At 64.8% G+C, this 13,028-nt stretch carries 15 protein-coding genes; 9 read left to right on the top strand and 6 right to left on the bottom strand.

The features are described 5' to 3' along the window. Window positions 1–37: 37 nt before the first annotated feature. Window positions 38–1,267, top strand: a complete 1,230-nt coding sequence (locus KBY99_RS08510; protein ID WP_254998547.1) for a glycosyltransferase — start codon at window positions 38–40, stop codon at window positions 1,265–1,267. Here the strand turns inward: KBY99_RS08510 and KBY99_RS08505 are convergent. Beyond that, a complete protein-coding gene (locus tag KBY99_RS08505) occupies window positions 1,248–1,751 on the bottom strand; it encodes an SRPBCC family protein (RefSeq protein WP_254998546.1) in 504 nt (167 codons plus the stop codon). The two genes, KBY99_RS08510 and KBY99_RS08505, sit on opposite strands and share 20 nt — an antisense overlap. Window positions 1,752–1,799: 48 nt before the next feature. Between KBY99_RS08505 and KBY99_RS08500 the strand changes: the two genes are divergently transcribed. Then, on the top strand, window positions 1,800–2,981 hold the full coding sequence (locus KBY99_RS08500) for a hypothetical protein (RefSeq protein WP_254998545.1): 1,182 nt from the start codon (window positions 1,800–1,802) through the stop codon (window positions 2,979–2,981). After that, a complete protein-coding gene (locus KBY99_RS08495; protein ID WP_254998543.1) occupies window positions 2,978–4,378 on the top strand; it encodes a cytochrome P450 in 1,401 nt (466 codons plus the stop codon). Before KBY99_RS08500 ends, KBY99_RS08495 begins: the two co-directional genes overlap by 4 nt. Here KBY99_RS08495 and KBY99_RS08490 read toward each other — a convergent pair. Genes KBY99_RS08490 through KBY99_RS08480 form a run of 3 tightly spaced genes read right to left on the bottom strand, consistent with a single transcriptional unit; the run spans window position 4,368 to window position 9,119 of the window. Then, window positions 4,368–6,311 carry a hypothetical protein gene (locus KBY99_RS08490; RefSeq protein WP_254998541.1) on the bottom strand — a complete coding sequence of 648 codons (1,944 nt, stop codon included), beginning with the start codon at window positions 6,309–6,311 and terminating at the stop codon, window positions 4,368–4,370. The genes KBY99_RS08495 and KBY99_RS08490 overlap by 11 nt on opposite strands. Beyond that, on the bottom strand, window positions 6,304–8,001 hold the full coding sequence (locus KBY99_RS08485) for a GumC family protein (RefSeq protein WP_254998540.1): 1,698 nt from the start codon (window positions 7,999–8,001) through the stop codon (window positions 6,304–6,306). The genes KBY99_RS08490 and KBY99_RS08485 overlap by 8 nt, the downstream gene beginning before the upstream one ends. After that, window positions 8,001–9,119 (bottom strand): polysaccharide biosynthesis/export family protein, encoded by a 1,119-nt coding sequence (locus KBY99_RS08480; protein ID WP_254998628.1) that lies wholly within the window; start codon window positions 9,117–9,119, stop codon window positions 8,001–8,003. The genes KBY99_RS08485 and KBY99_RS08480 overlap by 1 nt, the downstream gene beginning before the upstream one ends. Window positions 9,120–9,430: 311 nt before the next feature. On the opposite strand from KBY99_RS08480, the gene KBY99_RS08475 reads away from it, so the two are divergent. The 6 genes from KBY99_RS08475 (at window position 9,431) to KBY99_RS08450 (ending at window position 12,150) form a co-directional block, all read left to right on the top strand. After that, complete coding sequence (locus KBY99_RS08475) at window positions 9,431–9,736, top strand: nucleotidyltransferase substrate binding protein (protein ID WP_254998538.1); 306 nt, start codon at window positions 9,431–9,433, stop codon at window positions 9,734–9,736. 407 nt (window positions 9,737–10,143) lie between these two features. Continuing rightward, window positions 10,144–10,425 (top strand): hypothetical protein, encoded by a 282-nt coding sequence (locus KBY99_RS08470; RefSeq protein WP_254998536.1) that lies wholly within the window; start codon window positions 10,144–10,146, stop codon window positions 10,423–10,425. Next, complete coding sequence (locus KBY99_RS08465; RefSeq protein WP_254998535.1) at window positions 10,422–10,838, top strand: type II toxin-antitoxin system VapC family toxin; 417 nt, start codon at window positions 10,422–10,424, stop codon at window positions 10,836–10,838. Before KBY99_RS08470 ends, KBY99_RS08465 begins: the two co-directional genes overlap by 4 nt. Window positions 10,839–11,321: 483 nt before the next feature. Further along, the gene (locus KBY99_RS08460; RefSeq protein ID WP_106501115.1) at window positions 11,322–11,543 is read left to right on the top strand and encodes a ribbon-helix-helix protein, CopG family; all 222 of its coding nucleotides are present in this window, start codon (window positions 11,322–11,324) and stop codon (window positions 11,541–11,543) included. A 19-nt stretch (window positions 11,544–11,562) separates the two neighbouring features. Further along, on the top strand, window positions 11,563–11,775 hold the full coding sequence (locus KBY99_RS08455; RefSeq protein WP_254929046.1) for a type II toxin-antitoxin system RelE family toxin: 213 nt from the start codon (window positions 11,563–11,565) through the stop codon (window positions 11,773–11,775). Between the two features lie 231 nt (window positions 11,776–12,006). After that, a complete protein-coding gene (locus KBY99_RS08450; RefSeq protein WP_106501113.1) occupies window positions 12,007–12,150 on the top strand; it encodes a DUF4351 domain-containing protein in 144 nt (47 codons plus the stop codon). A gap of 104 nt (window positions 12,151–12,254) precedes the next feature. On the opposite strand, the gene KBY99_RS08445 is transcribed toward KBY99_RS08450, so the two are convergent. After that, window positions 12,255–12,644 carry a type II toxin-antitoxin system VapC family toxin gene (locus KBY99_RS08445; protein WP_254998532.1) on the bottom strand — a complete coding sequence of 130 codons (390 nt, stop codon included), beginning with the start codon at window positions 12,642–12,644 and terminating at the stop codon, window positions 12,255–12,257. Between the two features lie 11 nt (window positions 12,645–12,655). Next, window positions 12,656–12,910: a type II toxin-antitoxin system Phd/YefM family antitoxin gene (locus KBY99_RS08440; protein WP_254998530.1), complete on the bottom strand. Its 255-nt coding sequence runs from the start codon at window positions 12,908–12,910 to the stop codon at window positions 12,656–12,658. Window positions 12,911–13,028: the final 118 nt, after the last annotated feature.

The raw sequence follows: 13,028 nt of genomic DNA, 5'->3' as shown, positions 1-13,028 counted from the left end.
CAGTTTCCAGTGATCAGTTTCCAGTGATCAATTGCCTGTGATCGCAGCGCTTCTAGCCGGCGCCCTGCTGGCCACCCTCGGCTTGCAGCTGCTGCTCACGCTCGCCTTCGCGCTGGTGGTGCGGCGGCGGCTGCGGCGGCTCCCCGGCCTGGCCCAGCCAGCGCCGGCGGCCGAGGTGGTGTTGTGCCTGCGGGGAGCCGACCCCAGCCTGGCTGATGCCCTCATGGCCCTGGCGGGGCAGACCTACCCGGGCCCCTGGCGACTGTTGGTGGTTGTCGATTCCCGCCAGGATCCGGCCTGGCCCCTGGCGCAGCACACGATCGCCCGGCTGGAGGCGGCGGGCCAGGCCGGCTGGCAGGCGGCCCGGCTCACCCCCCTGGCGGCCCGGCCGGCCCAGGGCTCGCTCAAAAGCGCCTCGCTGCGCCAGGCCTTCGGCGAGCTGGATGCAGCCACCGAGCTCGTGGCCCTGGTGGATGCCGATGCGGTGGTGGCGCCCGGTTGGCTGGCGGCCCTGGCGGCGGGCTGCGGCCAGGATGGCGTCGGGGCGGTGTCGGGCAACCGTTGGTATGCCCCGGAGCAGGGCAGTGGCCCCGGGCTGGTGCGGGCGATCTGGAATGGCGGCGCCTTAGTGCTGATGACCCTGCTGGGCATCCCCTGGGGGGGATCGCTGGCGGTGCGACGCGAATTAATCGAGCCCAGTGGTTGGCGGGAGCTGCTGGCTACCAGCCTCTGCGAGGACACCGCCCTGGCAGCACCCTTGGCCCGCAGCGGTTGGCGCTACCAGTTTCGGCCGGAGCTGCTCGCCCTCGACTGCGACGACAGCATCGCCCTGCGGCCGTTGCGGCGCTGGATCAGCCGCCAGCTATTAACGGCGCGGCTGCACCACCCCGCCTGGCCCCTGGTGGCACTGCATGGCTTGGGTAGCTGGCTGCTGCTGCTAGCTGTGCTGGCAGCGCTGCTGGTGGCGCTTTGTTTGGGTCTCTGGTCTGCGGCAGCCGGATTGTTGGCTGCCCTGCTGGCCTACGAGCTGGGCTGTGTGGCCCTGTTGCTGTTGATCGAGTCGGTGGCCTGCCGGTCGCTGCGCCCTCTAGGGAGAGAGCTTCCCCCGCAAGATCTCGCCCACGCCTGGCAGTTGTTGCGTTGGCTGCCCCTGGCCCAGTGGGTATATGGCCTGGCCACCCTGCGGGCCTCCCTGGCTAGGAGGGTGGAGTGGCGCGGAGTGCACTACGAGGTGCTGGGGCACGGGGTTAGGAGGGTGCGCGGTTGACGCTATTAATCATCGCCTTGGCCAGTATTTGCATCGATTGGCGCAGGTTGGTTTCGGTGAGTTCGTAGTAGGTGCCCAGCAGGAAGCCGGGAATTTGGGGCACCACCTGCAGCTGGTGCTTCAGCAGCACGCCGCCTTTGACCGGGGTAATTGTCCAGTTACCGCTTAGTTGCTTGATGCGGTCGCCGCGGATCAGGGAGTAACTCATCTTGGTGGGAGGAGTCTCTTGCACCTGGAGGTTTGCCTTAATGCTCAGCCCAAAGGTGTATGGGGCTTTGTAAGTTTGCGAGAGTTCAATATGGCGTCCCGAGCGGCTCAGTACCTTGGTCTGCTGGATGTCGGGCATCAGCCCTGGCATGGATTCGTAGTTGGAGAGCACGCTCCAGGCTTGCTGGGCTGACACCGGCACCATGACGGATGCGGTGTAATTTCCCTGGCTTCCCTTCAGGTTGACTCGAGCAGCGGGTGAGGCAAGTATCGGCATTGCCTGCTGAGATGCTACTAATGCCAGTGCGAACGGGAGACAGAGTCGTTGCGGCAGAAAAGTTGCGAGCACGGCACTAGGAGCGATTCCGACATTCTTGACCAGGATGGCCCCCGTCGGCGCGTCTATTTTTTAAGTGGCTTCGATCCCCGCGGGGCCAGTTTTTACTACCGCATGTTTGGCGAGCAGGTGCGTCAGCTCAAGCATTGGAGCGGCCGTTGCTTGAAGACAAGCCACCGTCGTGGTCAAAAGCAGGACCACCTGATCAGCCGTTGGCAGGTGCAGGAAGATTTGGCCTTACGGCTGGATTTCTGTTTCCTGCACTGGGACGACATCGCCCGGGCCCATTGGCCCAAGAATCCACTGGTGCTTTTGCGCGATGGCATCAGCATCTATTGCTGGTACGTCTTTGCTGGTGGATATTTAAAGATGCGCCGCTTGTCGGAGCAGGTGGCCTTGTGTGGCCTCTATCCAGTCCTCTACGTGGGCACAACGCTGCTTGTACTGCTTATTGCCTGCAGTTTTTTGGGAATATTGAGCTATTTGCAGCTGCTGCCAGCCAGCTTGCTGTTGCTCCTGCAGCTGGTTGTCGTGCTTTCCGGCTGCGCGCTGGCCTGGCGCTTGGCCAACCACCTCGGCGTGGTGTGGTTGTTTCGCTCAATTCGCTTCACCCACCGGCTGGGTCAGGCGCGTGACGGCGATCTGCGGCGCCGGGTGGCGGAGCTGGCTCAGCGAATCGGCGAGCTGGAGGCCAGTGATCCTGCTGCTGAGGTGCTGTTGGTAGGCCACAGCAGCGGCTCCTTCGTGATGGCGATGCTGGCTGCAGAACTGCGTCGCCAGGGTGTGGACCGGCAGCTGGCCGGGCGGTTGCAGTTGCTCAGCCTGGGCCAGAACCTGGCCAACCTGGCTGTGCATGGCAAGGCCCGCGCCTTTCATGACGATCTGGCTCTGATAGCAGAGGAACCGCGGCTGCCCTGGCTGGATATCACCTCCCGCGACGACTACCTCTGCTTCGCGGCTGTTGACCCTTACCTCAGCTGCGGCGTGGCCCGCCAGGGCCCCGAGGCCTACCCGGAGCTGCGGCTAATCCCCCTAGCCCAGCGCCAGGGCCTCAGCAGACTGGTTGATCTGCTCAGCCACCAATTTGATTTGCACTTTGAGTACCTGCGCACCGCGGAGCCAGGGCGCAGCGGTGGCTTTGATCTGATCGAGCAGCTGCTGGCGCCATGAACCAAGAGCCCGTCTATCCGCCGCCAGAGCCCTACACGCCGAATTTTCTGCGCCGCATCCGCCGGGGCCTTTATTCCTGGTTTGGCCTGCTCAATGAATGGGACTTCCGCATTCCGGTGGGGGCGTTGCGATTCATGGGGCTGAACCTGTTGCTGGTGAACGAGCCGGCGGCAGTGCGCCAAGTGATGGTGAGCGAGGTGGAGGCTTTCCCCAAGCATCCCTACATGCTCTGGATCCTGGAGCCCCTGATCGGTCGGGGAATCTTTGCGGTCAACGGCGAGGAGTGGGCCCAGCAGCGCCGGCTCCTGGACCAGGCCTTCCAAATGGCCCAGCTGCAGCGGGTCATGCCTCAGATGGCAGCAGCTTGTCAGGCAAGTTTGGCGCGGCTGGAGGCCCAGGTGGCTGGTGATCTGGTGGCTGGCCGCTCGGTGGATGCCGATGCCGAGATGACCCTGGTGACAGCCGATGTGATCGTGCGGACAATTTTGTCTCGGTCGCTGGAAGGGGCGGAGGCTGAGGCGATTTTTGCGGCCTTCACTCGCTACCAGAAGCGCGCTGGTCGGGCGCTGATGCTGCGCTTGCTGCGGTTGCCGCGCCGGCGCCTGCAGGGCTACCTAGCCAGGGATGCCGCCCCGATCCGCGCCTGGCTTGCCGCTGCGATCGATGCCCGCTTGAACGCCCCCGCTGCCCACACTCCTGGCGACCTGCTGGCTGCTCTGATCGAAGCCCGCGATCCGGAAACTGGTGCCTGCTTCAGCCGCGAGCAGTTGCTCGATCAGGTGTGTGTTCTGTTTTTGGCGGGCCACGAAACCTCCGCCAGTGCCCTGGGCATGGCGGTGTATCTGCTGGGCTGTTTCCCCGAGGTGCAGCAGCGCCTGCGCGCTGAGGTGCTGGAGGTGTTGGGCTCCCGGGCCGGCGCGCCGGATCGACCGTTGGGCTTCGAGGATCTGCGCCAGCTCTCCTACGGGGCCGCGATTTTTAACGAAACCCTGCGTTTATACCCACCGCTAAGTTTTTTCAGCCGCGAGTCTCAGTCCAACACCGAGCTGGCGGGCAGCCGCTGCCCGATGCGGGCCTTGGTGACGATCTCCCCCTGGGTAATCCAGCGCCACGAGCAGCACTGGAGCGAGCCCAACGCCTTCAGGCCTGAGCGCTTCCTGAGTGATGCCAATGCGGACGATCGGCGCTGGGCCCGCGATGCCTTTTTGCCCTACGGCCTGGGGCCGCGCAAGTGCCCGGGAGCGGCTTTTGCCCAGCAGGAAGCCCTGCTGGTGCTGGCCGAGCTGGTGCGCCGCTTTGAGGTGCTGCCGGATCCGGAGCACGAGCCGGAGCTGGTGGCGCGGCTCACCCTGCGCTCCCGCAACGGCATCCGGGTGCGCTTGAGAGCTAGAAGCTGAAACCGAGCCGGGCGCCCACGCGCACTTGGTCGTTGCCGAGCAGCTGGCCGAGGTCGTAGATGCCGGCGGCATTGGACACGTAGACGTCGAGGGTGGTGGACGCCGAGGCCAGCCAGCGCAACGCCAGGCTGCCGTTGGAGCCGTTTTCGCCGCCGAGATCGGTGGCTACCAGGTTGATTTCTGGGATTAGTTGAAAGCGGCGACCCAGCTGCAGGTTGGCGGCCAGACCCACGCCCCAACTGGTGCCGTCGCCGTTCAGGGCGAGCTTGGGGTTGAGGTGGAAGGCCAGCGTTGGGGAGGCCTCCCAGGTGTTCATGGTTTCAAAGAAGAGGTAGCCCTGCTTGCTGCTCTCGTCTTCGTTGCGGCCAACGGAGACGCGGCCGGCGGCCCAGAGGGGCAGCTTCTTGCTGGGCCGAAACACCATGGCCTTGCCGCCAAAGCGCAGGTTGAGGCCACCGTTGCCGGCAAAGGTGTTCACGTAGCTGTTGCGGGGCTCGATGCCGTTAAACAGGCCGCCGGCGATCTGGAACTGGAAGTCGTTGGACACTGAGTAGCCGGCGCCGCCGAAGAGGTTGCCGCGGCTGTCGCCGTTCAACCACAGCTGGGTTGTGCCGTCGGCGGGGGTGAGGGCGGTGTTGACGCTGAGGCCGCCGAGGGCCAGGGAGGCCTGGCGGCGGGTATAGCGGGGGCTGGGGGAATCCATGGCGCCGGGATTCCAGGTGAAGCGCCCATTGAGCATGGGCTCGGTGGGCGCGCTGGGTAGGGCCAGGATGGCGGTGGCCGGGCTGAGGCCAAAGCCGTTGGTGATGCTGGCTTCCAGGCCGATGCGGGGGTTCACCGCAATGTTGGCGCCGGCGCTGAGGATCGGCACGCGGGAGTACACCAGATCGCCGTCAAAGGCATTGGTGCCGGGCCCGAAGGGCAGCAGCGCCGAGGTGACAAGCTGCACCTGGTTGCCGAGCCGGTAGCTGGCCCCCAGGCCCAGGCTGATGGTGGTGCCGTAGAACGCCCCGGCCCCGCCCTGGTCGGAGCCCTGGGAGTCGGGCAGGAAGCTCACCGCCGGCACAAACGAGAGCTGCAGCTGGCGGCTGGCCTGCCAGGTGAGGGGCAGGGAGAGGGCCCCCACCCAGTTGCGGGTGAACACCAGCTGGCCAGAGTCGTTGAAGATGTTGGGAGTGCCGGGCCCATCGCAGCTCACGGCGCCGCCGCAGCCACTGCCCACGGTGAAGAGCTCGAGGGCTCCTTCGGCGGCGAGCTGCCAGTTGGGGCCCCCGGCGAGGCGGCCGCGCAGGCTCGCGCCGGCTGCATTCCAGTAGTTGGCCGGCTGGCTGGGCCGGCTGGGGATGGCGGCGTAGAGGGGGTCGTCGGCGTAGGTGTAAGTGAGTGAAAGCAGCAGCCCTTTGGAGAGGCCCACATCGGCGCGGAAGCCGTAGTTCTGGTTGCCGCTGCCGCCGGCGGCACCGCCATCGCCGGGGCTCACCTGCTGGAAGCTGAGCTGGGCCAGGCTTTCATCCAGGAACCAGGCGGTGGGCAGGGGGCCCAGGCGCAGCAGGGGCAGGTAGTCGGCCCGGTTGGGCAGTAGGCCGGCGAGCACGGCCTCAGCCTCCGCTGCGCTAGCTGGGGCGCTCGCTCCAGTGCTTGGCGCGGCCGGGGGCGCCAGGGAGGGATCACCTTCAGGCACAGGAGCCCATTGGGGCGATGTGCTGCTGCCGGGATCGCCGGGGGGCAAGGGCTGCCAGCTGGCACCGGGCAGGGCCGGATCGGTGGCGGGCGGCACGGGGTTCCAGCCCTGGGGGCTGGCGGTGGTGCTGCCGGGGACGGGTGCCAGGGGCTGCCACTGGGGCTGGGCCCAGCCGGGCTCCTCCAAGCTGCTGGAGCCCAGGCTGAGCAGGGCCGCGGCGACGGGCAGCAGCTTGGCCAGAGGCCTAGGCATCCGTGCTCTGGAGCAGCAGCCAGCCCAGCGTGGGCCTGCCCTGGAGTTGGAGCTGCTGGCGTAGGGCGTCGAGCTGGGGGCGGGTGATGGCGCCAGGGCGGGCCACCAGCAGCTGGGCCTGGCAGGTGCCGGCCTCCACCAGATCACTTGTGCAGAGCACCTGGGCACCGGGGGTGGCCTGCTGGAGCGCCAGTTGCAACGCCTCAGCCAGCTCAGGTTCGCCTTGACCGGCTACAGGGATCAGGGCCACGGTGGACGACCCGGCCAGGGGGCCTGAGGCCAGCAGGGCCATGGTGGCGGCCCAGCTTTCTGGAGCGGCGGGATCGAGGCGGGCCAGCAGGGGGCCGGGCAGGGCGGCCTGGAGCTCGTCGGTGGCAAACACCCGGCCGCTGCGGCGCTCGGCCACCAGGGCGGCGCCGGAGCCGAGCACCAGGCCGGCCAGCAGCCCCAGGGCCAGGTTGCGGCCCTTGCTGGGGGAAACGGGCTTGTCGAGCAGGGTGGGGGTGGAGATCAGCTGCCAGGGGTCGGGTTTGCGGGCCTGCTCGAGGGCCAGCACCCGGCGCTCGTCTTCCAGCTTGTTGAGGGTGGCTTCATCGCGGGCGGCCACGCGCAGCAGTTCGCGGTAGCGAATCAGCACGCCCTTGGGGCGATCGGCGGCGGCGAGGCGAGCTTGGGCGGCACTGCGCTTGGCCTCTAGGAAGCCAAAAGCTTTGATTTTAAGTAGGCCGATCAGCAGGGTCCGCTCCTGTTTGAGTGTCCGGATCGAATCCTCTCTTTCAGTGAATTTTGAGCGCAGGAAAGCAAGCTGGTTGTCGATCGCGTTGAGGCGCTGGGGAAGCCCCTGGGCGGCGAGCTCGGGAATCAGCAGGCCCTGGAACATGACGGTGTTTGGGTCGCTGCCAAGGGATCTCAGTTGTTTGAGTTGTTCATTGATATTGCGGATCTCATTGGCGGCCTGCACTCGAATGGCTTCGATGTTGAGGGAATTAACCACCTCTTCGTCCCCTTTGCCGCCACCCTTGAGGGCGGTGAGGTCCTGTTCGATGGCGAACCGCTGGGCAGCGCGCAGGGAGGCCACGGCGCGGCGGCGGTATAGCTCGATCTGCTGGTCGAGGTAGGCCACGCCGCGCACCAGGCCGCGCTCCCGATCGCGACCGGAGTAAACCTGGTAGGCCTTGGAGATGCGGTCGATCACCGGCAGCACCAGGGGCTTTTTGGTGTCGCGGTAGGAGAGGTTGAGCACGGAGGTGCCCTTCTCGAGCTTGATCTTGAGGTCGTCCTTGAGCCAGTCGGCGTAGCGCAGCCGATCTACGTTTTCACCGGCCCGCTGCTTGCTGGTTTTGACGAAGTCGAACACCGGCTTGAGCACCGAGGGGCTCTCGAGGATCTTCACCTCGGTATCAAGGCTGTCCTTGCCGCCACCCCCGGAGCCGATCAGGGAGGCCAGGGCAGGATTCTGGGCCAGCAGTTGGGCGGCTCCTCCGCCCTGTTTCTTTTCGGGATCGGCCAGCACGATCTGAAATTCACCTTCCCACACCGGCTTCTGCAGCAGGGTGATCACAGCGGAGAGCAGCAGGGTGCCGCCGGCCACCTTGGCGATCAGGCGCCAGCGGCGCCGCAGGGAGGCGGCGAGCTGGCCGAGGTCGATCTCGTCGTCGGCTGGGGCCGGCTGGGGCAGGGAGGGACTCATCAGCGGAACAGGCTGTACACCGAGTACACCCCCACGAAGGGGCCGGTGAGCTCGTTCATCACGTTGATGCTGGCGGAGAGGGCCGAATCCTGCACGCGGATGATGTCGCCGGCCATCAGGATCGGATTGGCCGCTGAGTCGCTGGCGGCGTTGGGGTTGTAGGTGAACAGGCGACGATCAAGTTCCCCTTCTCGGGTGAAGCGGATGAATTCCACTTTGCCGCGCAGCAGGGAGGGGCCGCCAGCGAGGTTTAGGGCCTGGTTGAGGGCTGAGGCCTGGGGCAGGGTGATGCCACCGGGGGTCTTGACCCGGCCACTCACGTACACCTGGATGAACTGGGGGCTGAGGTTGGTTTGCCCTGCCTTAAGCAGCTGCTCGCGCAGCACCACGGGGCTCTTGGCCACGCTCACCACATCGCCGTCGAAGAGGCGGATGTTTTGGGATTCATCGCCCTCGGTGATCAGGCTGAGGAAATTGAGCTGGGTGCGGATCTTGCCGCCGCCGGCACTCACGGGCTGGCGGCGGGTCACCTGCACCTCGGCGAGGTTGGAGTAGGGGGTTATCCCCTGGGCGGTGCGGATTGCGTCGAACACGGTGGGGAATAGGGCCCCGAAGGTAGTGATGCCGCCGCCAGAGCTACTGGTGCCCGAGCCTGGCGAGGAAGGGCTGTCGGGCCTGCTGTTGAGCTGATCGCCGCCGCTGGCCCGGATCGCCGCATCTGCTTCGCTGGACACACTGCCCAGCTCCTGGGTGCCACTGAGGGTGTAGTAGCCCGGCCGCTTCACCTCGCCGCCCACGTAGATGCGGATCGGGCGGTAGCCCACCGGGCGGATGTAGATCTCGGGCTGGCGCACGTAGCGCTTGAACTGCTCGGTGAGGAAGTAGCGCAGCTCCTCCACCGTGAGCCCTTCGACATAGAGGGCGCGCAGGCGGGGTAGGTAGAGAGTGCCGTCAGGGCCGATCGACACGGTGCCGCTGAGCTCGGGGATGTCGACCAGCTCAATCTGCAGGGTGTCGCCCGGGCCGAGGATGTAGCTGTCGTATACGACTCGGCTGCGGCTGGCGGCAGCAGGTGTTGGGGTGTTGGCCAGGCTGGGTTGCAGGCCCAGAACAGCCACTGCCAAGGCTGTGCCAGCCCACCAAGCTCGTCGTTGCAGCGGTTGCACCGGGATGGAATGACGCTTCTGACACTGACCCTATCTACCGGAGCGGGCAGATCTGCTGTTGCAGTGCCGCTGTGATGACTGGGAGCGAGAGAAGCGATTTAGGCTAGCCTTTAATCTACGAATTGGAAGTTATGCACATAACGAGATCTGGCTCTGTTGATGTGCGATCTTTGGGTATCAGATTCGAGAAGGTTGAGTTCCGCTCCCTTCCCTTCTGCGTTCATACGCCATAGTTGTACCCATTCAGCAACTAGCGCAAAGCCTTGGAGCCCCTGGAGGATTTCCTGGAGCCTCCAGCGTTAAATGAACGCGAGCAGCAGGGGCTGATCAAGGCGTTTGAATACACCTACGAGCTCGCCTGGAACACCCTGCGCGATCTGCTGCGCAGCCAGGGCGAGGCCTTCCTGCTGGGATCGCGGGACACCTTGCGGGACCGCAATCTCACCAGCCATACCTACAACCTCGCCACGGCGGATGCCATTGCGGCTCAGATCATCGATTGCTACCTGCCCTGTTTTCAGCAGCTACGCACCAGGCTGGAGCAACGGGTTCAGGAGGAGGCGCCATGACCATCCCGGCACAGCCGCAGGTTCAGGGCATCTGGCTAAGTTAGCTAAACAGAGGGTTGCTGATCGTGCAGGTCAACATGCTCGATGCCAAGAGCCAGCTCTCGTGCCAGCCCATGTGGATGCCGCTTTCAGTGAGGCTGTGGATCAACAGGTTGCACGGCTGTTTGGTAGCTGAGATGTTTGGCAGCTGATGCGCCTGCTGCTCGACACCAGTGCCTCGCTGCTGGTGCGCTGCTTTTGCCTGTGCTGGATGGTCATGTGATTCAAACTGCCCAGCTCCCTCTGGTGCACCACGATCCTTTCAGCCGCCTGTTGATTGCCCCTGGTTGCGAGGTGCCACTGCGATGCCCTCGACACTCCAGTACTGTTTTAGGTACTAAGCTTTAGGCTCCAGCGATCGCTGTGCCATGGATCAGCAGAACGCGCTCACCTCAGCTGAGCTCAAGCGCCGTGGGATTGCAGCGATTGAGCAGGCGCTGCAGCATGGACCAGTCCATTTGTTAAAGCGCAACCGATCGGCTGCTGTGGTGCTGAGTGAGCAGCACTATCGCCAGCTGCAGCTGCAGGCATCACGAGCTCCTGTGGCTGAAGCATCGGCGTTGCAGTGGCTGCTGGCCCTGCCGCCATCCACGAGCCCGCGCAGCAAGGCTGAGATCGATGCTGAGCTGGCAACTGAGCGCAACTGGTGATTGCCTTCCTGGATGCCAGCGCACTGATCTATTTGGTGGATGGTGAGGCCCGATGGGCCGAAGCCACCCAGGCAACCCTCCATCAGCTTGCTGTCGAGGCACCTGATCTCCCACTGGCTGTGAGCCGCCTCAGCCTGCTGGAGTGTCGTGTGGCTCCACTGCGGCAGGGTGATCAAGCCTGCCTGGATCGTTTTGAGGCGTTGTTTTCCCAGCCGGATCTGCTGGTTGTGGAGCTCAGCTCATCTGTGGTGGAGCTGGCGACGCAATTGCGCGCCAACCATGGGCTGCGTACACCCGATGCCCTGCAGGCGGCTTGCTGCCTGCAACTGGGGCCTGATGCCGTGATCATCACGGGTGATGCCGGATTTCAGCGGGTCCAGGCTTTGCAGGTGCGCTTGATTGCCTGCGCCTGATGCCCTGCTCGACTTTCAGGGTCCGGCCGACCTGGCCGCCAACGCCTGAAGCGGGGCCTTCGCGTCATAGCCGATCTGCCAGATCTAAATCTGGGGCTGGCACTGGCCTGCCCCTCAATCCGCACCGAGGGTGATGAGGGTGCTGGCGTGAACGTTCTGCTCGCCACCAACGTGTTGCCTGAAACGATCAAATGGCTTACGGCGTGTTTGAGCAGCCAGCCAGCACGGAGACCTAATTGAAGGCCCCCACCCGCTGCTGCATCAAGCCAGCCCACTGCATCACTGCCGCACCGCAATCGGCGCACTGGCGTAGCGGGCTGTGTATTTGGGGCTGACACCCGAGATCATCGTTCTGGAGGTGCTGGTGCATCTCAATCCTGATCAGTGAAGCCGAACCTGAAGCCCTGTTTGGCCAGGCCTAAAACGTGGGCTGTGGCCCTACATTAATGTCATTGACATCTCCGCGACTTCGCGGTGACTCCCATGGTTCAGGTCACGGCCAGGCTTCCCGACACCCTCGGCGCCGAGCTTGATGCAGCGGCACAGCAGCTCAACCGCTGCCGAGCCGACATCATTCGTCAGGCAATCGAGTACTACCTCGACGACATCGAGGATTTGCGCTGTGGGGTGGCAGCCCTGAAGGACCCTGCCGACCCTGTTCTCGACTGGCTTGAGGTGCGAGATGCGCTGCTCGCTGCGGATTAAACGTTCTGCGGCAAAGGCGTTGGCCGCGCTGCCGAAAGCTGACCGGGTGCGGCTGGTTGAGGCCATCAACCTGCTCTGCGACACCCCAGCCGCCGGCTCTGCCCTCAAGGGTGAATTTGAAGGACTGCGGCGGTTGCGTGTAGGGAACTACCGCGTTGTCTATGAATGGCAGCGCAGCGAACTGGTGATCCTGGTGGTGCGCATCGGCCATCGACGCGAGGTCTATCGCTGACCTGCCTCCAACAAGTGCACGCAGCCAGTGAACACCGACCGCTGGTACTACCGGGTCTTCCATAGCGCCCCCGATCTGATCCGCTCGGCCCAACCCTGCCTGTGCGGCCTGAGAGCGAGCTGGCGGCCAGCAGTCAGCAGATCCTGGCCAGTCGGCCTGATCTAGACACGGTTGTGCTGCCTATGCTGGTGCAACGTTTTCCCCAGCTCACCGAGGCAGAAATCATAGTGATTGCCGGCACCCCCCGGGAAGAAATCCGCCACTACCGCCCAGTTCCAGGCCCTGCCGCTGGAGCAGCTGGAATCATTGGCCGACGCCCTGCTCGACTTCCAGTGCCCAGCCGACCTATCCGCCTGGCTGGCCGCCAACAGCTGAAGCAACACCTCTAAGGTTGTTTTTGAGCGTCCGGACTTAGCGTCGCCAACGCAGCCCACCAATCCCTCTGCCGTAGCGGCCGCTGGAGAAAAGAGCTGATGCCGCTACCAGAGAAGCCTGCAGGGGAACGACTGAAGCGCTGGATCCACGCTCACCAGGGTGAGCCTGGCCAGCTCAGCCTGGGCGGCCAGCAGACGATCAAAGGGGTCGCGGTGGGGCATGGGGTAGCTGCCAGCATGCAGGCCCTGTTGCAGGGTGATCGGCAACAGCTGAAACCCTTGGGCTGCAAGCAACCCGGGCAGATCATCGAGCAATTCCTTGGCCGCTGGCAGCTTGCCCAAGCGCACCTTGGTGGCGATCTCCCAACCGGAGGCGGCGCTCACAACGACCGAATTGGCGGGATCGCTGATCGCGGCGTGTGCGGCAGGGGAGAGACAATCCGGCTCAGCCAGCCACCACAGGAGGGCATGGGTGTCGAGCAACAGCTGCGTCATCACGAGCAAGGTCAGAGGAGAGGCTGCTCCAAGGCAGCAAGCTCCTCCTCTGGCAGAGGTTCCAGCAGTAGCTCCGGTGCTGGCAGGGTGATGATGCCAGCCAGGACTCCGGCCTGGCGGCGCGGGCGAGGCTGCTCGAGAGGCACCAAGCGCGCCCAGGGCTTGCCTCCTTTGGCCACAAGGATCGTTTCGCCGGCGTGGGCGGCATCGATTAAGCGTGAAAAGTGGGTTTTGGCCTCATGCACATTCACAACACGCTCAGCCATGGGGTGCGGATCCATCGGCAACCAACTTAGTCCACTTGTGGACCAAGCGGGAGGCATCAGCTGATGGATTGCCTGATCAACCCTGCCGACCGCATTTTCGTGGCCGGCCACGCGGCCC

The organism is Cyanobium sp. Maggiore-St4-Cus (genome assembly GCF_024345615.1).
Classification (GTDB): domain Bacteria; phylum Cyanobacteriota; class Cyanobacteriia; order PCC-6307; family Cyanobiaceae; genus Cyanobium_A; species Cyanobium_A usitatum.
This window is presented reverse-complemented; position numbering and strand designations above follow the sequence as displayed.